Here is a 26,786-nt window from a genome sequence, read left to right as displayed (position 1 = left end):
TCCCTTGCAAGAAATCATCGAAACCAGCGAAGCACCTGAAGCCCTGCCGCCGGCAGAAATCGTCGACGTGCGCTTTCGTGTCCCCGGACGCGCCGCCACATTCCAGATCGGCGACCTGCCCTGCAAGCGAAACGTCGCGGTCGTGGTCCAGACCGAGCGCGGACCGGAACTGGGAGAGACCATCAGCGCTCCCCGCAGCAGATTCCCCAAGGAAATCGACGCCAAATTTCCGCGGGTGCTCCGCCTCGCCACCGATGAGGACCTCTCCCGCGCCGAGCATAACCACGGTCAGGAAAAAGATGCCGGGGATGTGTTTCGGCAACTCGCCCGGGAGCTGAGCCTTCCCCTGAAGCTCCTCCGGGTCGACTATCGTTTCGACGGCGGCAAGGCCGCGTTCTACTTCATGAGCACCAAAGGTCGTGTCGAGCATCGCGGACTCGCCCGCGACCTCGCGCAGAAGCTGCATACGCGCGTCGAGATGCGCCAGATCGGCGAACGCGACGAGGCGCGTCTCACCGGCGGGATGGGGCCCTGCGGACGAGAGCTTTGCTGCAGCTCCTGGCTGAAGGACTTTGCTCCGGTCTCGATCAAGCACGCCAAGGAACAAGGACTCTCCCTGAACCCCGGCAAATTGGCGGGCATGTGCGGACGACTCAAATGCTGCCTGCGCTATGAATACGATACCTATGCCGAATTGCGACGCGGCCTCCCGCGGATCGGCAAAAAAGTGAATTGCATTCATGGCGAAGGCGTGGTCACACAGCAATCCATCCTCAAACGCCAGGTCGTCGTGCGTCGATTCTCTGATGAGGTGCTTTTCGATTGCTCGCTCGAGGATCTGGTCGAGAGGAAACAGGCGACGCCCGATGCCGAGGCGACGCCGGAGGCCAAGGCAACACCTGCCGAGAGCGTCCCGGAGCCAACCCTGACGCAACCTGCCAGCAGCAAGCCCGAACCCGAAGTCAGCGAATGGGAAGCTGCCAGCACCCCCGACCCGCGCGCCCGCGAAAAAAGAAATCAGAGCGGATCGAAAAAGAGCGCTCGCCGTCGACCACGTAGACGCAAGCGCGGCGATCGAGACAAAAAGCCGAGCAAACCTTCGTGAAGAAAAACGTCTACATTTCGACTCCTCTTTACTACGTAAACGCCGAACCCCATCTGGGGTCGACCTACACCAACGTGGTCACCGATGCGTGGGCGCGCTTCCACCGGCAACGCAACCGCGACACCTTCTTCCAGACCGGCACCGATGAGCACGGCGAAAAAATCGTCGAGGCCGCCGAGGCAGCCGGCCGCTCACCAAAGGAGTTCGTCGACGAGGTCAGTGCGAAGTTCCGATCGGTCTGGGACTCCTGCGGGATCGGCTACGACCATTTCATCCGCACCTCGGACGCCGATCATATCGCCTACGTGCAGGAGATCCTGTCCCAGATCCACGAGCAGGGCGATATCTATTTCGACGAGTACAAGGGACTCTATTGCGTCGGTTGCGAGCGCCTCTACACCGAGAAGGAATTGGAAGACGGGCTGTGCCCCCAGCACCGCACCGAACCCGTAGAGCGCTCCGAGCCAAATTACTTCTTCCGCATGTCGAAGTACCAGGAAAAAATCCTCGATCACCTGGAAAAGAACCCTGACTTCATTCGTCCCGAAGGCTACCGCAACGAAGCGCTGGCGATGCTGCGCGAACCCCTCGGCGATCTCTGCATCTCACGCCCCAAGGATCGATTGACCTGGGGGATCGAACTGCCCTTTGACAAGAACTACGTCTGTTATGTGTGGTTCGACGCCCTGCTCAATTACACCAGCGGGCCGGCGTCCCTTGGACGCGAAGAAGAAATCTGGTCCGGTGCGCAGCATTTTATCGGCAAGGATATCCTGAAACCGCACGCGGTTTTCTGGCCAACGATTCTGCTCGCCGCGGGACGCCCCCTCTACCAACACCTCAATGTCCACGGCTTCTGGTCCAGCGGGGGCCAGAAAATGTCCAAGAGCCTGGGCAATGTCGTGGCACCTCTCGAGATGCGCGACCGCTACGGGATGGACGGGCTGCGCTACTTCATGCTGCGCGATATGGCCTTCGGGCAGGATGCCGATTTTACCGAAGAGGCCATGATCACCCGCCTCAATGCCGACCTCGCCAATGGCATCGGCAATCTCGCCAGTCGCACGCTCGCGATGACCAAGAAATATTTCGGCAGCGAGGTGCAGAGCATCGAGCCGTCCGAGCCCATCGATCACGACCTCGCGGCCGCCTATGCAACCGCCCGCAATGAGCTCGATTCTCAGATCGAGGTATTGGCGTTCCATCGCGGGCTTGAAGCTCTGTGGCGCGGGATCGATGCGGCCAACAAATATGTCGTCGAGACAGCGCCTTTCAAACTGGCCAAGGACGAGACCCAGACCGCCCGGGTCGGTGCCATTCTGCATAACTGTCTGGAGTCCATCCGCGTGGCCGGGCAACTGATCGCCCCCTTCATGCCCGAGGCCTCCGAAAGACTGCGCGAAGCGCTCCATCTGGAGCCGTCGGTCTGGGACAATCTCGATACTCCCTGGGGCGAAGCCTTCCCCGAGGGGCACGTCATCGAGCCGAGTCTCGCGCTCTTCCCGCGGATTGAAAAAAAGTCCTGAACGCGACCCGCCACCTTCAGAGAATCCACCCCAAAAGAAAGAAGCCCGGCGACAATCGTCGCCGGGCTTTCTCTCGCTGCGGGTGCAGCGTTTAATATTTGGGAGTTTTGGGTAGGCCTAGTGATTCACACAACACCTATCATCTAGGTTCGTCATCCAAGTAGCGGGCGGGGCGACCTGGGCGATCAACCCTGATCGACACCGGCTACTTATCAACATCATACATTGTATCGACTTTGTCAGTCGCGCTGGCAAAGGTGTCCGCCGGGTTACCCACAAAGATTCCGCCGCGAACCTCCGGGGTCAGTTCCGATTTTCCGGCAACCGCCGACGAATCATAAGCATCGACTGAGATCGTGCAGGTGCAACCACACACGCCTTCGCCAAACGCATCCACTTCGTAGCGAGGGTAGAGGACCGGACGCTTGCCACACTGCTTGCGGTACTTCCGAGCCTCGCCCACAAAGACCTCGGCACTGTCGCTCAGCAACTGATACCGCGCCTTCATCGGGACATTGTCCGGATTCGGAAGCTGACTGCAGGCGACCGCACAACCGCGCGGCATACCCGAACACTGCGAAGAGAGGTCCGAACGGACCGACTCACGGGCGTTCTTCACCAGCTTCTTCTTGGGCGAAATCATTGAACAGATGTCCTCGGTCAGTTCGCCTTCCACCAAACGATCGAATCGCATCAGCGATGTCGTCGTGGTCGAATCCACCGTCTTGCCGATGGAATACTCACCGGCGCGCGCCGAGGTGGCACCGCCCGCCAGGAGCAGAATGCACAGGGCGATGGCCGGCAAGAGGGCCTTTTTCAGAGTGGTCGGGAAGGATCCGGCGGCTAGCTTCGTGTTGTTGATAAAACGTTTCATGATGATCTCCTTGGTTGCTGTTGCGCTGAGGGTTTCGGGTCCGACACCGTTGCTCGCTGGGGCCCGCTCGTTTGCCTGTCCTCATTCATCGCAAGCCCCGTGCCGTGACATGGCCTGCCGTCGCTGCTTGGTGGTAGGGCCCTTGCCTGCTCGAAACTGTGAAAAGTCCTGCAAATACTCGGGTTTTCAGATCCCGGAGGCCATGGCGCCGGCCCGGCTCGATCGGGGCAGCCGCGACTCAAGTGGCTCTCGGTGTTGCCATCGGTGGGCGGCACCGCGTCCGGGTGTTGGCAGCTGCGGCCCTTGACGCAGACCACCGGATTCGGGCAACGTGCGAGGATCGATGGACCCGAGTTCTCCCCATCCGGACCGCCGCCAAAGGCGAGCCACTGTTGTTTTCGCGGATATTTCGGGATTCACCCGACTCGCCGAACGACTCGACCCCGAACGCCTGCTGGAGCTGACCGAGGCCTGTCAGGCCGCCATGGAGCGGGCCACTGTGGACGCCGGTGGCACGATCGACAAATTCATCGGCGATGCCGTCATGGCCCTGTTCGGGGCCGAGCACGGGCTGGAAGATACCGCCGGCCGGGCGGTCGCCGCAACACTGGCCATGCACGCATCCGTCGATGCGATCATCCGGGAATTCGATCTGCCCCGGAGCGTCGGCCTGCACATCGGGATCGATACCGGCAGCATGATTGCGGGCCATATGGGCGGGGACGAACGCAAGGACTTTACCGTCCTCGGCGACGTGGTGAACGTCGCCGGCAGGCTGCAGGGCAAGGCAACTGTCGGCGAAACGCTGGTGGGTGCTGCCACCTACCGCGAAACACTCGGGCGCTATGCCTTTCAATCACTCGGCGCGTTGGAACTGAAAGGGCGCGATCAGCCCGTGGAGGCATACGCCGTCCTCGGGGTTGCCGCCTCGGCCCAGGAAAGCCTTGCCGTCCTGCCCCTTCTCGGCCGCAGCCATGAGATCGCGACCTTCCGGGCAGCACTCGAAAATCTCCCCACAAAAGGCGGCGTTCTATGGCTGGAAGGAGAGCCCGGCATCGGCAAATCCCGGCTACTGACCGAGTGGGTCCAGCTGGCCGGGGAACAAGGCGTGCGTTGCGCCACAGGGCGCGCCGAGACCACCGGGCGCCTGCGTACGCTGCGGGCTGTGGCCGAATTGCTCGAAGAACTCTTTGGTACCGGCGGCGGTACGGAGGACGATCAAGCCACGAGTCTTTTGCGCGATGCGCTGGGCGAAGCCGGCCTACCCACAAACGACCGCACCGAGGCACTCTTGCTGCGCCTGCTGGGCCAACCGCTCAATTCGGCGCAAACCGCATCGGTCCAGGATCTCGAAGCCGATGTCCGGCGCGCACTGCAGCAAAAGGCTCTGGCTGACCTGCTGGTGGGACTCTCGGAGCGCGAGCCTCTGGTGCTCTGTTTTGAAGACGTCCATTGGCTCGACACCTCGACCCGCCGGGTACTCGAAGATCTGTTCTGGATCACACGCGAACATCGAGTGCTCTTTATCCTCACCACACGCCCGGACTTTCCCGAGACCGCCGGCGCACTCGCCACCGCCCTGCAATCGACCGATGGCGTCGAGACCATCAAGCTCCGTCTCGGCCCGCTGGATCCGGCCCAGTCGCGCGAAGTTCTGCTGCAGGCACTCGGCGCCAGAAGCCTGCCGGCAGAACTGCGCGCACAGATCGGCGAACGCGCCGGCGGCAACCCCTTCTATCTGGAGGAAATCGCCCGAACGCTGCGGGATGTCGAGGCGGTACGCGTCATCGATGGCCGCACCGAGTTCAACGCCGGCGTGGGCGAGCTTCCGCTGCCCGGCACGGTTGAAGAAACGATCATGGCACGTGTCGACCGACTCGCGCCGCCCGCGCGTGAGCTTCTGGAATTTGCGTCTGTGCTGGGACGCGTCGCACCCCTGCGGCTCCTGCAACAAGCCGCGCCTGAGCATCTGGATACCGCGACGATCCTGGACGAACTTGTGGCGCGCGATATTCTGCGCCTGCGGCGCGGCGAGCAAAACCGCGAGGCCGAGTTCCGCTTCACGCACGCGCTGGTGCAGGAGGCCACCTATCGCGGCATGCTGGCTTCGCGGCGAAAGCAGCTCCACGGCAAGCTGGCCGAAGCAATCGCGGCGAACTTCTCGACAGAAAACCTGATCGGCTATGAAGCGCTGCTGGCCATGCACTACCTGGCAGCCGGCCTGCCTACCCAAGCGCAGCCACACCTGATTGCTGCCGGAGACGCCGCTGCTGCAAACGCAGCTTCGGCGGAGGCTCTGGAATATTTCGAGTCCGCTTATCGTATCCGCGAGGAATCTCGATCGGACGGCAAAATGTCGGAAGACGGCGGCTTGCTGGAGCGCCGACTGGCGATCTCTCTTCTGCACGCAGGCTACCATGAACGGGCCAGGCCATTTTTCGACGCAGCCGCGGCCGGACTTGGCGAAACACGCCGCTGGACGACTCCGCGACAGGCACAATTCTATCTGGTGGCCGACGTGGCACGGATCTTCTTCCGCGTCTTTGTCCTGCGAGGGAAAATGTCTCGTCGCCCCGCAGACCAGGAAATGCGGGAGCGGCTGGACCTGCTCTACGAACGTGCGCGAGCCGAGTCGATCGCGGACCCCGAACACTTCCTCTACGACTCGATGCGACTGACCGCTCTGGTCACCAGCGTCGATCCGGGGTCCGTCAAACAGAGCTTCTCTCTGTACGCGGGGGCCGCTCTTCTCTTTGCCTATTCCGGGCTGTCTTTCGGGATCAGTCGACAATTTGCAGCGATTGCCGGTGATCTGGTCCACGAATCCAACCCTGATGATGTCTTTACCTACCGCTTGATGCTCTTCATGACCGATTATTTCGAGGGCAATTGGAAAATCGACCACGGCATCGATGAAGAACTCATCGAAAGGGTTCTGGCGACCGGACGCTTGTGGGACGTCGACACCTTCCTCTGCATCGACCATATCAAAGCCATCGAGGAAGGCGATTTTCCGCGCGCGGGCCGTCGCCGGAAGCAGATTCGCAATTTGCTGGAAGCCTATGGCTACCGATTCTCTGCCACTACCCGCGATGCTCTGGAGGTCTACGCATATAGCGGTGAAAGGCGTTGGGACGAGGCCCTGCAGGCGGTCGAGGTCTACAAGAGATCCCCGATGCCGATGCTCAACCTTCTGGCCGCGGGACTCGAAGGACGCATTCTTGTCGAAATGCAGGACTGGGTGCGACTGGGCACCGTGCTGGAGACCGGTCGCCGACTGGAAAATGAAGTCGGTCGCGTGACTCCGTTTCATGGATCCGATCTGGCGATCGCACGACAGGCCGCAGCGATGCAGGAATATCAGGTCGCCATCCAGACATCGCAAGGCACGCGGGCGGCGCGGCGAAAGGCAGAGCATGCTGCCGGGGAAGCGGCCGGGATGGCCCAGCGCATGGCGTCCATCCGCGTGCCCAACCTCAGGCTTGCGGCACGACTGGCCGAACTGAACGGGCAGGACCAGAAGGCCGCGCAGCTCCTGCAAGAGGCGCAACAGCAAGCCGAAACTCTCGGCCAGCGCCGCGAATTGGTCGTGCTTGACGGGGGAAGTCCTTGAGCCGTCTTGCCGGGGCAGGCATGGTTGCCCTTTCTGCCCTCCTCTATGCCGCCGCCTTTCCCCCCACTTCGTTTCCGTTTCTGATCTGGATCGGGCTGGCACCGCTTCTGGCCGTGCTCGGCCGATGCCGAACGGCCCGGCAGGCCGGCGCAATCGGAGCCGTTTGGGCTCTGGTGATGACCCTTTTTGTCGGCCGCTGCCTGCCGCCTGCCGTCGAGATCTTTCACGAGCAATCCCTTCTTGCCGGGTGGCTTCTTCTCGCGGGTGCAGGGTTGCTCACCGCCGTTCCGCAATACGCCCTGTTTGCCGTGGTCTTCCGCGCGCTGGCGGTTCGCTATAGAGCGGGGCTGCCCATTCTGGCCGGGGCCGCGTGGGCTGCGGCCGAATGGGCGCGTGTGGAGCTGCCTCCCGGAAACCCCTGGGCGATCGCGGGTCTGGCGACGGTGGACATGAGCGAACTCGCCGGCATGGCACGCGTAACCGGCGTCTACGGACTCTCCTTTTTGGTGGCGGCCACCAACACGGCGCTAGTCCTGCTGGTCGGAGACGCCCTGTCGAGCGCGGGGTTGCACCGCAACTTCCCCGCACCGGAAAGCAAGGCAAGTCGAACGACCCGCAGACCCGCTGCGATCATCGCCGCCATTGCGGCGACCTTCCTGGTGGCCTTTGCCCTTGGGAGAGGCTCGCGCCCGGCCAAACCAGAGGCGGCGCCGCGCACCATCGCGATCGTGCAACCCGCATTGCCGCCGGATCGTGCGAGAGCCCCCGACGACCACCGGCGACGGCTTCAGAACCACCTGGACCTGACTGCAATCGCTGTCGAGGAGAGCCAGCCGGATGTGGTCGTCTGGCCGGAATCCTCACTCGGTTTCTTTCTCGAACAGGATGGACCGTGGCGCAACGATCTTCAGCTCCGCGCACCGCTGGCCGGTGCCGAGCTGGTCGCCGGTGGACCCCGCCTGCTGGATTCCGGCGGGGTGGCCAACAGCCTCTTCCTGCTCGGCCCGGGACAATGGCCCGCTGCCACCTATGACAAACAGGTGCTATTGCCGCTGGGGGAATGGTTCCCGGTCAACTCCAGCGCCCTGCTTCGCCGCGACCTTGGTGCGGCCCCGCAGACGTATGCAACAGGGATCAAAAACGGCTTGCTACCGACCACCGCGGGCCAGATGGGCCCGGCCATTTGTAACGAAATCATGGTGCCGGGGATCCTGCGCGCACATATAAACAACGGTGCAGGATTGCTGCTCAACCCGGCGAACGACGCCTGGTTTCCTCACAGCGGATGTCCCCTGGGACTTTTCCAGATCGCACGCATGCGAGCGATCGAGCACGGCCGATGGCTGGTACGCGCTTCTTCCTCCGGGCCGTCAGCCATCATCGACCCATCCGGTCAGATCGTGGCGCAGGTGCCCATCGGAGAGCCCGGGTGGGCAGGTGCCGCAGTCCCCGAAGTTCGGGAGAAAACATTCTACTCGCGATGGGGAGATCTATTTGGGGCCGGCAGCTTGCTGGTCGTCCTGCTGGCACTTTGGCGGCGCCCTTTCCCCACGGTCGAACGCTCGAACCCCTACCGCTAGCTGCCGCTGACTCCCAATTCCTTGATCTTCTTTTGCAGGCCGACCCGCGAGAGCCCCAGAGCTTCCGCAGTATGGGTGATGTTCCCGTCGTTTTCCTCGAGCACCCCGTGAATGAAATCGGCTTCGAATTGCGCACGCGCCTTGCGCAAATCCGTTGTCGTCAAAGGCGTATGGACGGTTGCCCCGGTTCCGCTGCCAGCGGCTCGCAAACGGTTCGAGAAATGTTCCGCGCCGATCCGGCCCGCAGCCCCCACCAAGGCGAAGGCCCGCTCCAGCTCGTTTTCCAATTCGCGGACATTGCCCGGCCAGTTATAGCCCTCGAGCAACTGCAACCCGTCTTCGGCCAGGCTCGGTGGCGTGCGGCCATAGCGCTCCCCGATACGCACCAACAAATGATGGGCGAGCCCACCGATATCGTCCTTGCGCTCGCGCAGCGAAGGAAGAGCCACCGGGAATGTCGCCAGCCGGTAGTAGAGATCCTCCCGAAATCGGCCTTCCCGAATCTCGTCTTCCAGATTTCGGTTGGTCGCCGATACGATGCGCGTATTGATCCGGCGAGGGCGATGGTCCCCCACCGGCACGACCTCGCCTTCCTGCAGGACGCGTAGCAATTTGGCCTGCATTTCGGCCGGCATCTCGCCGACTTCGTCAAGAAAGAGCGTTCCGCCGTCAGCCGCCTCAAAGGCGCCGACTCGGTCACGTATCGCTCCGGTAAACGCCCCCTTCTTGTGACCGAAGAGTTCGCTCTCCAGCAGGTTCTCGGGGAGTGCCGCGGTATTGATTGCAATAAAGGGCTTGCTCGACCGCGGGCCGACGTCGTGCAGGCCGCGCGCGGCCAGCTCCTTGCCGGTTCCCGTTTCTCCGTAGATCAGCACCGAGATGGGAACATCGGCAGCACTCCCCAGCAGGGCGAAGGTCTCCTTCATCGCCTTGCTTTCCCCCAAAAGCGCCCCAAACCCGCCGGACTCGTGAGCACGAATCCGTTTTTCGGACGCCAATTCGTTGGCCAGACGATCGCGGTCCTGCTGCAATTCCTCGGTCAGGTACGTATTTTCGATCGCCACGCTGATGATGCCCGCCAGAGCCTCCAGCAATTCCAGATCCTCATCGGAAAACGGCCGGCCATCGCGATGATTGACGATCTCGATCACCCCGATGGTCCAGTCGCGACTGGTCAAGGGAGCCCCGATCAAACTCTCGGTTACCTGACCTGCGATCACCTCGGCGGGCCGCACGACATCCGGATTCGAGGTGGCATCATCCACCCGGATCGCCTTGCCCTCACGCAAGATCGCCCCGGCCACACCCACGCCGTCATCGAGTCGCAATGCCGAAAGGCGCTCGACAACCTCAGGATTATCGGAGGCGACATACGGAAAATACAGCTCGTTCGCGTCGGCATCATGCAATAGAAGCGAGGCCCCCTCGGCGTCAAAAACCTCCCGGCAACGCTCGATAATCACCTTGCTCAACTCGTGCAGATCCATACGGGAACTGAACGCCAGACCAAGCTCGTACAGGATGCGGTAGCGATCGGGATTGCGACTCATCGTTCTCGGGTGACCTCCGGCGACCCGCTCTGACCTACCACGAGGACCCACAGATCCAAACCTCTGAAAACAGGACTTTTTCAGGGCCACCCGTGGAATCAGGAAGGGTAAACTTTCCTAGCGCCCGGGCTCAGACTCAAGGTAGTCTGCCATAGGGCACCACACGTTCGCGGCGAGCACCCGTGCCGGTGCCAGATCACTAAATGAGTCCATGAACCGCAACCCCAAGGGAATTCTCGTAAAAATGATCCAGATCGAACAACGACAGTCACCCGCCACGCAAAACGGTAGCCGCTTGCGAAGTCGTAGGGGCTGGATGGTTCTCATGATCAGCATCGCTGCGGGCAGCCTTTTCAATCCGCGAGCTGCCGATGCTGCTTGCGAGGTGATCCCGGGGGTTCAAATGCTGTTCGGTGGCGCGGAAGGCAGCGCCAACCAGCCCTTCGCCGCGCCCGGCGAGATCGTGGAGCTCACGCCGCCGGTCTGCACCACCCAAGGCGGCGACTTTGCCGAAAACGCCACCGGGGGAGATCATGTGGTCACGCTGGCGATCACCGCCTATCCGAGCACCTCGACAACCGAACTTGTCACGATTCAGGCATCCTGCCCCTCCAGCAAACTCTCGGTCTGCAGCGGAAAGACCGTCACCTGTATCGAGAGGGGCAGTGGCGATTCGCTGGCCCTGTCGATTAGTGCCGCCGGCGACGGCAGCAACCGGGCCCTGCTCGTCCAATGGCCCGAAGAAAATGAGCTACCCAATCCGGTAGGCCCCGCACGAATCGCCGTCCGGGATCTGACGACTGGCACCGATGGTGTGGAATGCTCGTTGGGGGATGCCCCAAGCGTGAGTTATCATTCGATCTGTAAAGAAATCGCTGACGGCAGCGAGCCACCGATTGTCTGTATCGACCGATTGATTGATCCGGCAGAGAGTGCCTGCGCGGCGTCTCCGGCAGAATATGCCATCTTCCCCACCTTTGTCGCCTTGCCGGAAGCTCTGGACTTCCGAGAGTCATGCTTCAGCGGCGAGGTCTGCGATCCGATCGAAACAGAGATTCGAATGGCGGCCGACGAAAATGGCAACTTGCTGTTGCCCGTCGACTGGACCGGCGTGCTGCAGCAAACTTCATCGCTGCCCATCCCGCGCCTGATCAGCGGCCGGGTCCGGGCCCCCTTCCCGATCAATCTCGCAAGCGACGTCTTCGTCAGCTCCTGGACGCCCTCGGGGCGCGAACTGCCACCCGTATTCGAGCCAGCGATTGCCGACTCGGCCGGGGATGTATTCGAACTCTTTGGCACAACCGACGCCACAGCCTCGGTGCTGCGGCTCGCACGAAGACACGGCACCTGCGATGGCGGCGAAAATGCCGGCGAACTCTGCGAATTCGGTGGCAGCGCGGCGGACTGTCCCGCGGGTACTTGCATGAAGAGCTGCGTGGACGACCCCGCCACCACCTGCACGGAGGATGCGGATTGTATCGCCCCAGGCGACGTGTGTGGGTCCAATTACGACCCGGTGCTCGCCGTGGCCGCCGGTGTGGTCGGCCTGCAGCGGGAAGTCGGCTCCTCGGGTGGATCCATGCGCCGACGTACCTCCCGCGCGGCGAACTCTGCCGCAGGGTTTTGTCAGGCCGAGATCGATGAGGTCGGCTGCGATGAGACCGCCGACTGCCCCGCTGGCATCGGTGAGGACCTGTGTGTGCGCTGGGCGATGGAGGCCAACGATCTGGTCGACTTTGCCGGCGCCCTCGAAAGTGATTCGGCACGTACATTTATCGTCCGCGAAGGAGTCAACCTGGTCGACCTCAATGGCGACGGCGATACCATCGACCCGATTATCGTCTTTCGCGATCGAGGCACCGGTCTGGGCCAGCAACTCGGCGTCTCGGCGACCTGCAGCGATGATGGTGAATTTGACGCGACCGCCGAAGGACGCGCGGTCACCATGGTGCGCCGCGGCGGCTACCGCAGCCCGGCGGTCGCTCTCGACGGCGACCGAATGGCCTTTCTGCAGGACGAGGAGAAGACCGACGCCGCCGGCAGCGGATTTCCTTCCGAACAATATTGCGATCTGAATGGTGATCTGGACGGCATGGACTCGGTCCTCCGCGTCTTTGAGATCGGCAACACCGCCGAGGGTGGCGCCGTCTCGATCGCTGGTCTGTCGTCCCGCGCCGTGGACCCAGCTCCCGTGATCGATGGACAGAGCATTGCCTTTCGCGGGGACCTGCTTTTCTTCCGCACCATTGAATCGGGTAGTGCGGGATTTGCCAAAGATACCGCCAACGCCGTCCCGCCCCCCCCTGCGCCGCAACTGCCTCCATTTTTTGGAACGCCTCGAGACGCAGCGATCTCGGGCGACGGGACCTCGTTTGCATGGATTTCCTCCCATCCATCCGGCGTCGGATCTCCTTACGAGGACTTCACCCACGTGATCTTTCGCCAGGGACTGACAGGATTTCTGGAGATCCTGAGCTACGCTGGCTCCGGAGACCCGGCGGACGACGACGCCGAAAGCCCGGCCCTGAACAAGGACGGTTCCGTGCGTGCGTTTGCTTCGGGTTCGACCGAATTGCTGCCAGGTGCAACCACAAACACCTCGCGCATTTTTGTGCATACCACGGCCGACCGACTCGAGTTCATCGATGCCGGCCGCGCCCCGAAACTCTCGGATGATGGCCGCTACGTCGCCTACCTCAACGGATCGCGAGCCATCGTGCACGACCGCACCCTCAACCAAACCCATTGGCAGAGCGACTCTCTCGGCCTCGGCCTGACAGCGGTCATGAAAGAGGTCGCGATTTCCGGGAACGGACAATTCGTTGCGCTGGTCGAAGAAGCCAGACCCGGGGAGGGTATCTTCTGGGATCGCGTACGCGTCCATGACATCGCGACGAATACAACCATGACGGCCACCAACAACGCCGAGGGGGAAGCCGGCAATGGTCCCGCCTCCAGTGTCTCGATTTCGGCTGACGGTCAGCGAGTCGCGTTTCAGATCGAGGCATCCAACATGGATTCGGCTGGCGTCCCCGGCGTCTTTGTCACCGACACGCAAACCGGAACCACACAGCGCGCCAGCGTGATCGATGCCACCGCTATCCCGATGCCCCCACCGACTCTGAATCCGGTGATCTCCGCAGACGGGCGCATGGTCGTCTTTGGCACCTTAGAGTCCGGGATTCTGCCGCCGGACCGAGCCCTAAACGATACCGGCGGGTTCGGAGAATGGATCCGCCACGATCTGGAAACCGGACAAACCCGCTCGATCGCGTGGGCTACCTATGCAATCACCGACCCGGGTGGTCGCCCGGCGCTGACCGCGGATGGCCGCACGCTGTTGTACCCGAAGCATGCGGATCTGTCGCTGCGCGGAACAGGCGCCTTTGACCCGATCTACGACATCGACGGCGACGACACTTCCGGCACGATTCTGGAAGTGGTCGATTTCGGTGCGCTCATTCCCGAAGTCACCCCCATCTGCGTGGCTACCGCCGTCGCACCCTTTACCGGGGGAGCCGCTTTCCTGCGGCCAGAGAACACCGGTCTCGCCGGCATATGCCCGGGAGTTGGGGATCTGAACACCGACGGCGACACCGACGACGAGGTCGCCTATCTCTGGAGCGCGGTCGGAGGTCCGCAAAACCTTGGCGTGGCCGCGACACGCATTGTGGCGACAGACTCGATGGTCGCCGCGCTGGTTTCCGAACAGGGCGATGGCACCGACCATGATGGCGACGACCTGCTGGAGAGCCAGGTCCTCATGCTTCGCGCATCCGACGGAAGTGGTGGCTGGTGGAACTCCCGACGCGATACGATCGAAGTGGCGGTTGCAGGTAATTTAGCCGGGTTCACTTCTCGGGTCGGCGGAACCAACGTGGTTGCGTCCGCCAACTTTGGAGCAGGCAGCCCCGGCGTCACAGTGAACATGGAGGGCTTCGCCGGAACCGATCTCGTGCTCGGCGAACGCAGTATCTGTCCGAACGGCGCATGGGTGCAACCGCTGGCCTTCCGCGTGCCCGAGTCCGGCAATGACCTCAATAGCGACGGGGACCAGAGCGACGAGGTTCTGGTGGTCTGGGATCTCGAATCCGGAGCACTGATATCCTCGGGCCAATCCGCCCGCCCGTGCCCCGAGGCCGCGTGCGACCCGCGCTTCCCCCATCGGGTCGAGGGAACCTCGGTCCGCTTCATCACTCTGGAGACCGATGAAGCGGGCGCGGGAACCAACGGTGGCACCGACATCGACGGAGATTGTCGGGATAACGGCCTCGTCGTTCAGGTTCTGGATCTCTGTGCTGCACTCGAAGGCGGCGGTGGCGGTTCTCTTATCAATGCCGAGCCGGCAAGGTTGGGCACCTCCACCGGCAACGCGCTGGTGGATCCTCTGGTGGAAATCGACGAGAGCTTCGTGCGATCCATTTCCGCCGGCCGTTGCGTGATCCTCGACAACACCGAGTCGCCGGTTGTCTGCACCGAGGACGGCAACGAGTGCGACGCGCTGGGGCCCAGATCCATCTGCGACGTCGCCACAGCAACGTGTGTGCTGCGGGTTCCCGCCGGCTGCGTCCCTCCCGACCCGAACGAACCCGGTCAATCCGATCGATGCCCGGCCGAGACCGTTTGCGAAACCGGGGTCTGCGCCCCGCTGACTGTGCCTTGCACCGACAACGGCGACTGCACGGCCGTAGCCCCCGCGACCTGCCAATCCGGCATCTGCACGACGAGCACCACCACCTGCGATGACGACGGCGACTGCGCGGGCACCGAAGCATGCTTCGGTATCGAGGTCGACAGCAGCGGCATCGCCGTTGCCGGTTCCGGCATCTGCGGACCATCGCTGAAATCCTGCAGCGAGGATGCAGAATGCGCAACAGGCACGACCTGCATTGCCGGCGCCTGTGTGAGTGCCCCGACCGTATTATGCGCCGGTAGCGACGATTGCTCGGGGATTCAGTTCTGTCGTGAAGGCACAAGCGTCACCGCGGTGCGACCGCAAATACAAGACCGCGATGGAGATGGGGTGCCCGACGACACCGACAACTGCCCCGATCTATTCGATCCCTGGCAGGAATCCGGGGATTGCGATGGCGACTGCATTCCGAACCGCTGTGACGACGACCCCTGCCCCACCCCGCAACCCACCCCCACACCGACGCCATCGCCAACGCCTTCGCCTGTCTGCGGCAACGGGACGATCGAGTCAGGAGAGCAATGTGACGATGGCGCCGCCAATGGCGACGGGGCCACCTGCTGCGACACTGATTGTTCCTACAAAGCCGACGGTCCTGCCAGCTGCGACGGAGAAGCGTGCACCAATGACACCTGCACCGCGGGTGTCTGCGAGACCACGTGCCGCACCGGAGAAGCATGTTCGATCTGTGGTGGCACCTGCTCGAGCGCATCGGGCTGCGAGTGCATCTTCTAGCGAGAGGCACGTCCTGACAGATGTACACGCCGCGAAGCTTTCAGATGGAGGAGTCGGCAATCCCCGGATTCCTGACACAGAATCCGTTCGGCCAGTTGTTGATTGCGCGCGGCGACGGAAAATCTTCTGCCGACAAAACGGCCGCGGGGCTCGACCGCAATACGGGCTCTGGTTTTCCCGAAAACGGGATCGAGATCGGCTTGGCCCCGTTTATCCTCCAGAAAGGAAGTCCGAGCCCGGCGCATCTGCTCGGGCATATCGCGCGGGCCAGCCCTCTGGCACGGTCGCTGGCAACAGGCATTGAGGCGAGCGTTTTCTTTCTGGGCCCGCACGCCTACGTATCGCCGAACAACTACCTTTCAACGGGGTTGGTCCCGACCTGGAACTATCAGGCCGTTCTGGCCGAGGGCGCCCTCTCGGTGATCCACGACCACGACCAGCTCCGCGAGATCCTCGATAGAACCACTCAGCTGCTGGAAGGCGATAGCATCGATGCCTGGCGACCGGATTGGTCCGAGCCAGCGATGGAAAACCTGCTGTCCTCGATCGTCGGTATCGATCTGGAAGTCCGTCGATGGTCGGGCAAGGAAAAACTCTCGCAAAATCGATCCGACGACGACTACAACCGGCTCCGGAAGAACTTCGCAAACTCATCGGATGGACAGGCCCGATCTCTTGCCGCAGCGATGCCCGAAAGAACAGCCCCCTCCCAGCCCGGTCGCCCACGAAGGAGCTGACTAGCGGCGCCCGAACCTGTGTGGGGCGGGCGGTGCCATGCCTTTGACCGGATGCGCGAGGTAGGGGGCCTCGAGAAGGCGGCGCTCTTCTTGGGATAGCTCGATTTCGACCGCGGCCACGGCATCCTCGAGGTGTTCCATCCGTGTCGCCCCCACGATCGGGGCCGCGACGACGGGATTGCCCAGCAGCCAGGCGTGCGCGATCTGGGCGGGCTTCACGCCGCGCTCTGCGGCCAGAGCGCAGACGGCTTCGACAACATCCCAATCCGAGGGCTGGTCATAGAGAACCTGATCGAGACCGTCGGATGCCGATCGAACGGTCGAGTCGTCGCCTAATTTTTTACGAGTGCCAGCGAGCATGCCACGCGCGAGCGGCGACCAGGGGATCGAGCGAATGCCTTCGGTCTCGCAAAGCGGCAGCATCTCGCGTTCTTCCTCGCGGTAGACGAGATTATAGTGATTCTGCATGGTGACGAAACGGGCCAATCCGTTGGCGTCCGAGAAGGCGAGCGCCTTCATGAACTCCCAGGCATAGAGCGAGCTCGCACCGATGTAGCGCACCTTGCCTTGTTGCACGAGAGAGTCCAGGGCGCGCATCGTCTCGCTGATCGAGGTGCGGGGATCGAGTCGATGGATCTGCAGCAAATCGATCTCGTCCACACCGAGCCGTCGCAGGCTGTCCTCGCAACTTTGCTGGATATGCTTGCGCGAAAGTCCTCCCATATTCGGTTTGTCGTTCATGGGAAAGAAGACTTTCGTGGCGATGACCACCTCATCGCGTCGAGCGTATTTCTTGAGCCATCGCCCCGTGACTTCCTCACTGCGACCCATCGAGTACATATCGGCGGTATCGAAGAAGTTGATGCCCGCCTCGACCGCACGCCGAAAGAATGGCTCGGAGGCTTCCTCGTCCAAAACCCAGGGGCGCCACGCCGGGTCCCCATAACTCATGCACCCCAGACAGATGCGGGAGACCTGCACGCCCGTTTCACCAAGATACGTATACTTCATCAAGGAACCTCGTAGATCTTTGCGGCCGCGCTCTGCTCGGCCCAACGCTCGGCATCCGCGGTAATCCATTGCTCGAGATCACCGGGCGCTGATGCGGGATCATCGACCCATTCCCGCAGCCGCGGCCCGCCGGCGATCACATCGATCGCGAGGCGACCGGTGACGTATTCGTAGGGAAAATCACGCCAGAGATCATAATCGGGGTGGAGATTCCGAATCGATTTGAAAGCCAACGCGATCAATTTGAAGGGGGAGAACCTGTGGTGATCATAGAATGGACCATCGACGTGAATCTGCATCGCGGCACAGAGTTCTCCCGCATATTTGTGAAACGTCGGCTCAAAAAATGCCGGACGAATCCGGCAACCGGCCAGCCACTGCGGCGCGAGTCGCTCCATCTCGCCGAGAATGGCGGGAATATCCAGATCCGGCGCTCCCAGGCCTTCAAGCGGGCGGGTGGTGCCGCGCCCTTCCGATAGAGTCGTGCCTTCCAGCAGAACGGTGCCCGGGTAACAGCGCGCCATGGAAACATTCGGTGCGTTGGGGCTCGGGTTCACCCAGCTCAACTGGCTGTCCGGCCAGCCGTATCCCGGCCCCTCGTGCGGAGCCCACCCTTCCATCGCCACGATATGCAGGTCGGTCGATAGAGAGAAATGTTCCGCATACCAGCGCGCCAGTTCGCCAAGCGTCAGCCCGTGACGCATCGGGAAGGTCGCTGCACCGACAAAACTCTCGTGGCCGGGCTGCAGCGAAAGTCCGCCCACGGGGCGACCGATCGGATTGGGGCGATCGAGAACAATCACGGTCTGACCGGCACCTGCGGCCGCTTCCAGAACATAGAGAAGCGTGGTCGCAAAGGTATAGATGCGGCAGCCGAGATCCTGCAGATCCACGAGCAGAACATCGAAGTTTGCCAACATCTCGGGCGTCGGTCGCCGCGTCTCACCATACAAGCTGAACACGGGAATACCGAGCCGCGGATCAATCGTATCCGCCGTCTCGATCATATTGTCCTGCTTCTCACCGCGCATGCCGTGCTGCGGTCCCAAAGCGGCGGTCACCTGAAGCCCTTCCAACGAAACCAGGGCATCCAGCGAATGCGTCAAATCCGATGTGACCGAAGCCGGGTGCCCCAACAAGGCGACCCGACGCCCCCTGCATGCGCTCCGCAATTTCGGGTCGTCGAGAAAGCGATCGATCCCCAGTTTCATCGCGCGGACCCTCTCACGGGGAGGCCGTCGGAGCAATGGACCCAGCGCCAGGCCATCCGTGCGCCGCCGAGAAAAGGCGCCCGACCGATTGCTTCGGATCGGGAAGCCCGCGAGCGCCGCGCAAGAAGGATCTCAGGCTTCCTCTTGTTTTTTCGTGCGGCAGGGCTCGCAGACGCCGTAGAGTTCCATCCGATGATGCGAGAGCACAAATCCAAGGCGCGCGGCGATCTCTTCCTGCAGACGCTCGATCGACTCGTCGGCAAACTCGACAATTTTCCCGCAATCATCGCAGAGAATATGGTCATGATGTTCCTCGACATCGGCATTCTCGTAGCGCGTATGACCATCGGCGAAGTGTTGCTCCTCGGCGAATTCACAGTCCTTGAGAAGCTTCATCGTGCGGTAGACCGTGGCGTAGCCGACGCCAGGATTGATATCCCTCACCTCGCGATAAAGGTCATCGATGCTCAAATGCTTGCTGCTGGCAAAAAAAGTCCGGGCAATATCATCTCGCTGAGAGGTCGTTTTCAGCCCTTTTTGCTTCAAGGCTGCTCGAAAGGCGACAAATCTTTCTTCCCCGGAAGCCATCTTGCATCACACTTCCTGAAGCAACCGCCGGGTATCCGGCGTCAACTCCACAAGGCTCAGATCGCGGCCCGCAAGCACGCCGACCAGTAAATCCACCTGAATATCAGGAGAGAGATCACTCTCGAGCAGGAGAACCTCTTCGCCTTCCACGCGGCAAAGACCGCTGCGCACCGAGTAGCCGACTTCGCGCTTCAAACGCTCGCGTCGGACACGAATCCCGATCGACTCGGCAACATCACGCAGCTCTCCGACCAGGATCTGCAGTTTCTCATCCTGAGCCGAGGGCTTGGCTTTTTTCGAACCGGCCGCCGTGACCGATTTCTTGCCCCGTAAATCCTTGCGTCTCTTGCCCATCCTCGTTTGCGCCTATCATTCTCTCCGGCCCTGTAAAGACCGCGTGTGCGATCGTTCCGTCCTCGGAGATGACTCGTTCAGTTTGTTGGCGGCTCCGTACTCGCCGACTCCGCATGCCCCGGATCGGCTTTCCCGGCTTCCGCATTCTCCGGTTCGGCTTTCAGGGAAGCCTCTTCCGGGCCTGCTGCATTCTCCGGACGGGAATCCGCCGCTTCCTTTGCCTGCTCGGCCGCTTCCTCCTGCAGAAGAAGACTCCGAATCCGACCTTCGACTTCGCGAAGCCCGGCTTCAAGCTTCTCCAGTTCCGCACCGATGCCTGTGGCGTCGCGGAAGCGATCGATCGAATCGCGCACGCCATCGTCGATTTGCTTCTGCAGATTATCGAGCCGCGTGCGAGAACTGTCGATCACGCCCATAAACGCATCCCGACGCGATACGCCTTCGGCAACCAGGTCATTCACTCGTTGCTCGGCTTTCGAGCGGAAATCATCGATGACCTCGGTTGCCTGACGGGTAGCATCCACGATTGCGTCGCCACCGCCGCGCACCAAATCCTCCAAAAGGGGGATTGATACAAAGCTCTTCTTGCGACGTTCATCTTCCAGAATGATCTGGGCCAGAGTCACGGAGGTCAGATCATCTCCGGAGACGTTATCGAGGACTTGCACCTCTTCTCCGGCACGGACGAAGACCGCAACGTCATCCAGCGAAACGTACCGACTGGTCGCTGTGTCATAGAGTTTTCGGTTCGTATATCTTTTCACGACGCGGGGCATCAAGATCGGAGATACCACTCCGCCCCAGCCGTCGCCACCAAAACGACCCACACGGCCGGAGGTTTTTCAGCCTCCGGCATACGCCCCTTCACCCTGAAAGCGTTCCGTTCGAGGATCCGGCGGGGCTACCCGCCAAATCCTCAGGGCCAATCCAGCGCAAAGCCGGTAAAGGGACTATTGACCCGCTTCAGGTCCTGCAGGATTTCCTGCGCTTCTCCATCAGGAATCCCTTTGAATTCAATCGTTGTGCTGTCGGTAATCCCGCCGTAACGCGCCTCGAATTTGGGCGCCAATTCGCCATAGGTCCCAATCACCGTGAAGGCTTCGAGAACCTCATCAGGCACCTCCGCAGCCATTTTATCCCATTGCCCTTCCTTCGACATGGCATGCAGCTTCATTCCGAGATCCTCCCAGCCATGGATCTCCAGAACCGGGTGGTAACTGCGGGTCGAGCCGTAAAAGGCGATTCGGTAGCGAATCGCTTCGCAAGCCTTCGCCACGGCGTCCGAGTCCTTACCCGTCGCGAGAAACCCGCCACCCCAAACCTCGAAGGTGGACCGGTCGCGTCCCGCCGCGGCCAAACCTTCAGTGATTTTGGGCATGGCGACCTCATCCACGTATCGCTTGGTGGCAAAGCCATGCAGGCGAACGCCATCGCACATACGACCTGCGAGCCGCAGCATGGCCGGGCGGACCGCTGCGATCGTGATCGGGATCGGAGGCAATCCCGCGGGGGGCGGCGCGAACTCCGGGGTCATCAAGGTGAATTGATAGTGCTCTCCTCGAAAATCGAGCTTTTCCTTCTTTTCCCAACAGCGCCAGATGGCCCGCAAAGCCTGAATATATTCTCGCAATCGAGGTAGAGGCGGGGTCCAGGGAACACTGAAGCGCCGTTCGTTATGGCCTTTTACCTGCGTACCTAGCCCCAGGGTAAAGCGCCCCCCGGAGTGGACATGCAGATCCCAGGCCGTGTTGGCCACCACCATCGGGCTTCTGGGGAAACAGACTGCAATTGCCGTCCCGAGGCGGATTTTTTCGGTCGCCAGACAAGCGGGAATCAAGGGAGCGAACGGGTCATTGGTAATCTCGAAGCTCAGAAGCCCATCAAAGCCGTTCGCCTCGGCAGCCGAAGCCGCTGGGCCAACCTTGCGCCAATCCGTGATGGGTACACCGGTTTCAATTCTCATGACGGCGATTCTTGCCACCTGATCACACGAAGTTCGAGAGGAATCGCAAAGAAAAATCACGAATCGGCCTCCCTTGTTGCGCGATTCGCGGGTTTCTGTCGTAAATTCGTGTGTGCTTCGACCCAAACCGATTGTCCGTGGCGCTCGCCTTTTGAGCTGCCTGCTTCTTCTCCTGATGCCAGCCTATGCCAGCGCCCAGATGGGCGGAGGCGGTGGCGGTGGCATGGGTGGGAGCATGGGCGGCGGTGGCGGAGGAATGGGCGGGCAACCCAATGCGCAGCCCCCGGCCGCCAGCGGAGGCGGCAGCGAAGATGCCGAGGACTTCTCGGCGGAACTACGAGACAGCGACCCGACTATCCGTCTTTTTGCCGTGAAGCAGCTGGCGCAATCCAAGGACGAAAAAGCCGTCGAGTATCTCGTCGAGGCCTGCTCGGACGAAGACAACCGTGTGCAACTCAAGGCGATTGACTCTCTCGGAACCATGCGTGCCAGCGGCGCCACGACCTCATTGATCCAGATGCTCTATCTCCGAGAGAGCGAGCCCTGGCTAAAGCAGCGAGTTTTGGTCGCCCTCGGCAAAATCGGGGACCCTCGCGCGGCCCGGCCTATCGGTGACCTTCTGACCCGGGAATCGGAGCGACGCACTGTCGGCACCGGAATTTTCGCCCTCGGAGCGATCGGTGACCCCGCTTCGATCTACCGCCTCGAAGAAGTCGCCAAGGGGAACGACGATGCCGACCTCAAACGACTCGCCAACGATGCCATCGCCAAAATCAAAAAGCGCCAGATCAATCCGGAGATCGTGATCGAGGCGCTCCGTCCGGACCCCAATGAAGTCCAACGTCCGGCCTCGGCCAGTGTCGGCAATCCCCTCGCCTACTGATCGCCCCGAAGCAGGCGATATGGCATCCGAGGACAACAAACTCCGACCTGAAAAAACTCTTTCCGGGTTGCCGTTGCAGGCACTCTACGAAGCCGACCCGGATCGCGAGACCGTGGGTGCGCCCGGAACCTATCCCTTTCTGCGGGGTCCATACGCGACGATGTACCGCAGCCGCCGATGGACCATGCGGCAATTCGCCGGGTTCGGCTCGCCCGAGGACACCAACGAACGCTTCCAATTCCTCCTCGAAGAAGGGCAGGACGGTCTGTCCACGGCTTTCGATATGCCGACGCTGATGGGCTACGACGCGGACCACCCCCGAGCCTTTGGCGAAGTTGGTCGCGAGGGCGTCTCCATCTCGACCATCGCGGACGCCGAGATCTTGTTCCGCGACATTCCCCTTGATCAGGTCTCGACGTCGATGACGATCAACTGCTCGGCTTCGATCCTGCTCGCGATGTATATCGCCCTTGCCGAGCGACGCGGTATTCCTCGCGCGAAACTTTCGGGCACGATCCAGAACGACATGCTCAAGGAATTCATTGCGCAAAAGGAGTGGATCTCTCCACCCGAACCGTCAGTTCGAGTCGTCGCTGACATGATCGAGTTCTGTGCGGAAGAAATGCCGCGTTGGCATGCGGTATCCATTAGCGGTTACCATATTCGCGAGGCGGGAGCGACGGCGATTCAGGAAGTCGCGTTCACCCTTGCGGATGGTTTGGCCTATATTGATGCAGTGGTCTCGCGGGGCCGTCTGAGCATCGATGACTTCGGCCACCGGCTCTCGTTTTTCTTTGATATCCACAATGATTTTTTCGAGGAAATTGCAAAACTCCGCGCAGCAAGACGGCTCTGGGCCAAATTGGTACGCGAGCGCTACGGAGCAAAAAAGGAAGAGGCCTGCCGGCTGCGAATGCACGGTCAGACGGCCGGAGTTTCCCTGACCGCGCAACAGCCGCTGAACAATATCGTTCGAGTGACCTTGCAAGCTCTGGCGGGTGTTCTCGGCGGCGTGCAATCTCTGCATACGAACTCGTTTGACGAGACATTCGCCCTCCCGACCGAAGACGCCGTGACACTCGCCCTCCGCACCCAGCAAATCATCGCCGAGGAAAGCGGAGTGGCCAACATCGTGGACCCGCTCGGCGGCAGCTATGCCGTCGAGGCGCTCACGGATGCCATCGAAAAAGCCGCTCGCGATTTGATCGACGAGATCGACGCACGGGGGGGCATGATCGCTGCGATCGATGAAGGCTTCCCGCAAACAGAGATCTCCGAATCCGCATGGCAAACCCAATGCGAAACAGATCGTGGCGAACGCATCACCGTCGGCGTCAACGGTTTCCGTAGCGAGACCGCACAGGACCTGAAGATCCTGCGCATCCCGCCCGAGCTGGAGAAAACACAAATCAAACGAGTTCAGGAATTCAAGGCGGGGCGAGACCCCAAGTCTGTCGAAAACGCCCTGAATGCGATCCGAAAGGCTGCGGAAGGGGACCAGAACCTGATGCCTCATCTGATCAAGGCTGTTGATCTGGGATGCTCGGTTGGCGAAATCTCGGATATCTATCGCGACGTTTTTGGCGAATATCGAGACCCGGGGCACCTATGAAAATCGCGACGATCTCCGGACTTCTCGGCCTCGCATTTTCATTGGCGCTCACAGCAACCGCAGGGGCATCCACGGTGGCCGGATTTTGTAATCCATGGTTTCCGACGCCCGACGGTGCGCGATGGGAATACGAGGAGGTCTCTGGTGCCGGTCGCGCTCGGGCTATCCGCAGTGTGGTTGTCGCGACCGTGACAAAAAACTCATCGGGTGAAGTCGCGGAGCTTCGCCAAACCGTCCGTGAGGCGGCCCGAAAAAGCCGGGCGCGAGCGGCCGGTATCACTGAAGTCCGCTGCGAGAACGGTAATCTTGCGCTGACCACGCGTGGCGCGGCGGAGGGGAAATCCGGCGCATCCAGAGCCGCTGGCAGGGTCACCGCTGTCATCCCCGGCCTCCCTTCCGAAAAGTTTCTGAAGCCCGGCTATGTCTGGAAATCGCGCAGCCGCATCCTCGCCCAGGAAGGCGATGCCACGATCACCGTGGAGGGAGAACGGGAGAGTCGGGTCGGCCGGACGACCACTGTCGAGGTCCCCGCCGGCACTTTCTCGGATGTCTTGCTCGTCGAGACGAAACAGACCCTCACCCGCGCCGGCACACCGCCCGTCGTTCAGGACATCCGCGAGTGGTATGTCCGCGGGGTCGGACTGGTCCAGCGCGAAACCCGCGTGGCCGGCGGACCGCCGACTTCTTTCACTCTGGAGAAAATGCGCCACTTCTCGCGCGGCGAGTAAGCTCGCCTCCCCGCTCGGGCGGCCTTGCGAGAGGGGAATTCTGCAACCTTTGGCAGGCGGAGACGAGGTGGTAGAGTGTTTCGCATGAAGGAAAAGACAGTCCACGTGGTCAGCCATGGCCCTCATTGTTTTGACGGAGCGGCCGCAGCAGCCAGCATTGCGAGATTCCACGACGGGCAGAAGGTTGTCGCCCATTTCCCCTCCAATAAAACCGTCGGGGACACGATTCGACGCCTCCATCCCGCCCCCGGCGAGGAACTCTGGATCACGGATATTTCCTGGAACGACGAGGCGACAGAAGATCATCTGCGCCAACTCATCGCTTCCGGTGTCATCGTGCATTGGATCGACCATCATAAAACTGCGATGGACCGGCTTGCTGCGGGTGGCTACCAGCTCGATTTCGCAACCAAGATCGTGCGCGACGAGTATTCTGCAGCGAAATTGACGTACCAGCACCTCGCCAGTCTCGGAGGGGACAACCTCTCGCCCCGATTCAAGGCCTTTGCCCCGATGGTCGAGTCCGCCGACGATAATGATCGCTGGATTCATGCGGTGGAGGGCTCGCGCGATCTCGGTCTGATCCTGCGCGTCATGCCGGCCCGCGAGGGCTACGAGGCCTTTGTCGCCATGGATGACGATCTCTCCGACACGCCCGCGATGGCAGCCGCCCGCACGCGCGTGCTTGGCGAGCTGAAGCGGAACCGAAACCTGGCCACGGATACGCGCATCGACCGAAAACTCGAGGGCATGACGCTCACCTCTGCCTTATGCGACGGTTACGCCGGCGAAATCGCTGACGAGTGGGGCAAGTCGAGTCCACGCACCGTTTTCGCACTCTTCGATGTGCGAAGCCGTGCCATGTCGTTCCGCCGTTCTCCCGATTTCGATTTTGATCTCTCCAAACTCGCCGAAGCATGCGGCGGTGGCGGGCACCCCGCGGCGGCCGGTGCGACCATTCCCGGATTACCGGAGGCTCTCGGCGAGAGCGTTGGCGAGGTCATCCACCGATCAGGAATGGGACAATGGACCAAATAGACACGGGGCAAGACTGATTCACCTGAGAAGGCAGCGGAACTGGAGCTTTTGACTTGACGCTGGGCCTTCCGAGTTGGAGAGTTCCGGATGCTTCGAGAACTTCTCCACCGGATCAGAGGCCACCAAAAATCAGCGCCGGCCGGGATTCCTATCCATGATCCTTTCGCTCTCCTCGTACCCCTGATCCTGCCCCTGATCTTCGTCCTTCTCTGCCCCGTCACCGCCAGCCTCGCCTCGGCGCGGGGAGACGCTCTCGAGGGCATCCTGGCCGACGAGACTCCGAATACGTCACGTCGAGGTTTTGAGCTCCGCGGGCAGGCACCCCGGTCATCCGGGCCACCCCTGCGCCGGATGACCCAACTCGAATACGCCTACGCCCTCCGAGATCTTCTTCATATTGACGAAGATGCGGCGATTTTGATCAGTGAGTCGCTACCGCCCGAAGCAGACGCCGGCGGCTTTGATACCGTCGCCGAGAGCCAGGGAATCTCGGCCTTGCACATCCGCAGCTATCTCGAGGCCGCCAACCGCGCTTTGGATACGGCTCTGGTCCTCGGCACTCGACCGAAAAGCCTGGAGAGAAAAATTGACTATAGCCAAGGCTTGATGGCCTATTTCGCACTGTCGGAAACCTTTGGTCTGGGCGTGGTCAAGATGCTGGATGATGCCGCGGTTCAATTCGATGGTGCGGTCTGCACCTACACCATGGACTCCGAGCGCCACTACGTCCCCATCCTGCAAGAAGGGCGCTACAAGGTCACGCTGGATGGATACCGACACCAGGCCGACTCGCTGGTCGTCATGACTCTGTTCAAGGGAAAAACGCAGGGCATCGTCGCCTCGCTGGATGAACTGATTGGCAGTTGAGATCTTATTGACGACGAGACGCGGGTCGTCTCGACCGAAGTCTTCCTCCAACCAGGAGATCTGGTCGCACCGTGCATCGCTGAAGCCGACGTTCCCGCCGACGATCCTTTCTACCGCT

Annotated in this window: 19 protein-coding genes; 11 read left to right on the top strand and 8 right to left on the bottom strand. The window is 61.6% G+C overall.

The window, feature by feature from the left end; translation table 11 throughout:
- Positions 1-4: 4 nt before the first annotated feature.
- The gene (ricT, locus tag P8K07_07580; protein ID MDG1958384.1) at positions 5-1,105 is read left to right on the top strand and encodes a regulatory iron-sulfur-containing complex subunit RicT; all 1,101 of its coding nucleotides are present in this window, start codon (positions 5-7) and stop codon (positions 1,103-1,105) included.
- The gene (gene metG / locus P8K07_07575; GenBank protein MDG1958383.1) at positions 1,102-2,631 is read left to right on the top strand and encodes a methionine--tRNA ligase; all 1,530 of its coding nucleotides are present in this window, start codon (positions 1,102-1,104) and stop codon (positions 2,629-2,631) included. Before ricT ends, metG begins: the two co-directional genes overlap by 4 nt.
- A gap of 205 nt (positions 2,632-2,836) precedes the next feature.
- Here metG and P8K07_07570 read toward each other — a convergent pair whose 3' ends face one another.
- Complete coding sequence (locus P8K07_07570) at positions 2,837-3,505, bottom strand: hypothetical protein (protein MDG1958382.1); 669 nt, start codon at positions 3,503-3,505, stop codon at positions 2,837-2,839.
- A gap of 343 nt (positions 3,506-3,848) precedes the next feature.
- On the opposite strand from P8K07_07570, the gene P8K07_07565 reads away from it, so the two are divergent.
- Complete coding sequence (locus P8K07_07565) at positions 3,849-7,118, top strand: adenylate/guanylate cyclase domain-containing protein (protein MDG1958381.1); 3,270 nt, start codon at positions 3,849-3,851, stop codon at positions 7,116-7,118.
- A 20-nt stretch (positions 7,119-7,138) separates the two neighbouring features.
- On the top strand, positions 7,139-8,698 hold the full coding sequence (gene lnt / locus P8K07_07560) for an apolipoprotein N-acyltransferase (GenBank protein ID MDG1958380.1): 1,560 nt from the start codon (positions 7,139-7,141) through the stop codon (positions 8,696-8,698).
- On the opposite strand, the gene P8K07_07555 is transcribed toward lnt, so the two are convergent.
- Positions 8,695-10,248, bottom strand: a complete 1,554-nt coding sequence (locus P8K07_07555) for a sigma 54-interacting transcriptional regulator (GenBank protein MDG1958379.1) — start codon at positions 10,246-10,248, stop codon at positions 8,695-8,697. The genes lnt and P8K07_07555 overlap by 4 nt on opposite strands.
- Positions 10,249-10,459: 211 nt before the next feature.
- On the opposite strand from P8K07_07555, the gene P8K07_07550 reads away from it, so the two are divergent.
- A complete protein-coding gene (locus P8K07_07550; protein ID MDG1958378.1) occupies positions 10,460-15,676 on the top strand; it encodes a hypothetical protein in 5,217 nt (1,738 codons plus the stop codon).
- Positions 15,677-15,696: 20 nt separating this feature from the next.
- Positions 15,697-16,413: an FMN-binding negative transcriptional regulator gene (locus tag P8K07_07545; protein MDG1958377.1), complete on the top strand. Its 717-nt coding sequence runs from the start codon at positions 15,697-15,699 to the stop codon at positions 16,411-16,413.
- On the opposite strand, the gene P8K07_07540 is transcribed toward P8K07_07545, so the two are convergent.
- The 6 genes from P8K07_07540 to P8K07_07515 all read right to left on the bottom strand — a co-directional run bounded on the left by P8K07_07540 (position 16,414) and on the right by P8K07_07515 (position 21,540).
- Positions 16,414-17,424: an aldo/keto reductase gene (locus P8K07_07540; protein MDG1958376.1), complete on the bottom strand. Its 1,011-nt coding sequence runs from the start codon at positions 17,422-17,424 to the stop codon at positions 16,414-16,416.
- Entirely contained in the window at positions 17,424-18,635 is a 1,212-nt protein-coding gene (locus P8K07_07535; protein ID MDG1958375.1) for a DUF1343 domain-containing protein, read from the bottom strand. The genes P8K07_07540 and P8K07_07535 overlap by 1 nt, the downstream gene beginning before the upstream one ends.
- Before the next feature lie 132 nt (positions 18,636-18,767).
- The gene (locus P8K07_07530; protein ID MDG1958374.1) at positions 18,768-19,223 is read right to left on the bottom strand and encodes a Fur family transcriptional regulator; all 456 of its coding nucleotides are present in this window, start codon (positions 19,221-19,223) and stop codon (positions 18,768-18,770) included.
- A gap of 6 nt (positions 19,224-19,229) precedes the next feature.
- Entirely contained in the window at positions 19,230-19,577 is a 348-nt protein-coding gene (locus tag P8K07_07525) for a hypothetical protein (GenBank protein ID MDG1958373.1), read from the bottom strand.
- Between the two features lie 77 nt (positions 19,578-19,654).
- Positions 19,655-20,404, bottom strand: coding sequence for a polyhydroxyalkanoate synthesis regulator DNA-binding domain-containing protein (locus tag P8K07_07520; protein ID MDG1958372.1), 750 nt, complete (start codon positions 20,402-20,404; stop codon positions 19,655-19,657).
- 89 nt (positions 20,405-20,493) lie between these two features.
- The gene (locus P8K07_07515; protein ID MDG1958371.1) at positions 20,494-21,540 is read right to left on the bottom strand and encodes a TIGR03617 family F420-dependent LLM class oxidoreductase; all 1,047 of its coding nucleotides are present in this window, start codon (positions 21,538-21,540) and stop codon (positions 20,494-20,496) included.
- Positions 21,541-21,652: 112 nt separating this feature from the next.
- Here P8K07_07515 and P8K07_07510 point away from each other — a divergent pair, with 112 nt between their 5' ends.
- The 5 genes from P8K07_07510 (at position 21,653) to P8K07_07490 (ending at position 26,668) form a co-directional block, all read left to right on the top strand.
- The gene (locus P8K07_07510; GenBank protein MDG1958370.1) at positions 21,653-22,423 is read left to right on the top strand and encodes a HEAT repeat domain-containing protein; all 771 of its coding nucleotides are present in this window, start codon (positions 21,653-21,655) and stop codon (positions 22,421-22,423) included.
- A gap of 19 nt (positions 22,424-22,442) precedes the next feature.
- Positions 22,443-24,035 carry a methylmalonyl-CoA mutase family protein gene (locus P8K07_07505; GenBank protein MDG1958369.1) on the top strand — a complete coding sequence of 531 codons (1,593 nt, stop codon included), beginning with the start codon at positions 22,443-22,445 and terminating at the stop codon, positions 24,033-24,035.
- Positions 24,032-24,763: a hypothetical protein gene (locus tag P8K07_07500; protein ID MDG1958368.1), complete on the top strand. Its 732-nt coding sequence runs from the start codon at positions 24,032-24,034 to the stop codon at positions 24,761-24,763. Before P8K07_07505 ends, P8K07_07500 begins: the two co-directional genes overlap by 4 nt.
- Positions 24,764-24,847: 84 nt before the next feature.
- Complete coding sequence (locus tag P8K07_07495; GenBank protein ID MDG1958367.1) at positions 24,848-25,801, top strand: DHHA1 domain-containing protein; 954 nt, start codon at positions 24,848-24,850, stop codon at positions 25,799-25,801.
- A gap of 87 nt (positions 25,802-25,888) precedes the next feature.
- Complete coding sequence (locus P8K07_07490; protein MDG1958366.1) at positions 25,889-26,668, top strand: DUF1587 domain-containing protein; 780 nt, start codon at positions 25,889-25,891, stop codon at positions 26,666-26,668.
- Positions 26,669-26,786 lie beyond the last annotated feature (118 nt).

The organism is Candidatus Binatia bacterium (assembly GCA_029248525.1).
Classification (GTDB): Bacteria; Desulfobacterota; Binatia; order UBA12015; family UBA12015; genus UBA12015.
Note: the sequence above shows the minus strand (reverse complement) of the source record. Positions and strands in the feature narration are given on the sequence as shown.

Bases quoted from the DNA above. Each gene is read 5' to 3' on its own strand.
- P8K07_07570 (MDG1958382.1), bottom strand. From the start codon at position 3,505: ATGAAACGTTTTATCAACAACACGAAGCTAGCCGCCGGATCCTTCCCG.
- P8K07_07515 (MDG1958371.1), bottom strand. From the start codon at position 21,540: ATGAGAATTGAAACCGGTGTACCCATCACGGATTGGCGCAAGGTTGGC.
- P8K07_07535 (MDG1958375.1), bottom strand. From the start codon at position 18,635: ATGAAACTGGGGATCGATCGCTTTCTCGACGACCCGAAATTGCGGAGC.
- P8K07_07505 (MDG1958369.1), top strand. From the start codon at position 22,443: ATGGCATCCGAGGACAACAAACTCCGACCTGAAAAAACTCTTTCCGGG.
- P8K07_07525 (MDG1958373.1), bottom strand. From the start codon at position 19,577: ATGGGCAAGAGACGCAAGGATTTACGGGGCAAGAAATCGGTCACGGCG.
- P8K07_07540 (MDG1958376.1), bottom strand. From the start codon at position 17,424: ATGAAGTATACGTATCTTGGTGAAACGGGCGTGCAGGTCTCCCGCATC.
- P8K07_07565 (MDG1958381.1), top strand. From the start codon at position 3,849: ATGGACCCGAGTTCTCCCCATCCGGACCGCCGCCAAAGGCGAGCCACT.
- P8K07_07555 (MDG1958379.1), bottom strand. From the start codon at position 10,248: ATGAGTCGCAATCCCGATCGCTACCGCATCCTGTACGAGCTTGGTCTG.
- P8K07_07530 (MDG1958374.1), bottom strand. From the start codon at position 19,223: ATGGCTTCCGGGGAAGAAAGATTTGTCGCCTTTCGAGCAGCCTTGAAG.
- P8K07_07550 (MDG1958378.1), top strand. From the start codon at position 10,460: ATGAACCGCAACCCCAAGGGAATTCTCGTAAAAATGATCCAGATCGAA.
- P8K07_07500 (MDG1958368.1), top strand. From the start codon at position 24,032: ATGAAAATCGCGACGATCTCCGGACTTCTCGGCCTCGCATTTTCATTG.
- lnt (MDG1958380.1), top strand. From the start codon at position 7,139: ATGGTTGCCCTTTCTGCCCTCCTCTATGCCGCCGCCTTTCCCCCCACT.
- P8K07_07545 (MDG1958377.1), top strand. From the start codon at position 15,697: ATGTACACGCCGCGAAGCTTTCAGATGGAGGAGTCGGCAATCCCCGGA.
- P8K07_07490 (MDG1958366.1), top strand. From the start codon at position 25,889: ATGCTTCGAGAACTTCTCCACCGGATCAGAGGCCACCAAAAATCAGCG.
- P8K07_07495 (MDG1958367.1), top strand. From the start codon at position 24,848: ATGAAGGAAAAGACAGTCCACGTGGTCAGCCATGGCCCTCATTGTTTT.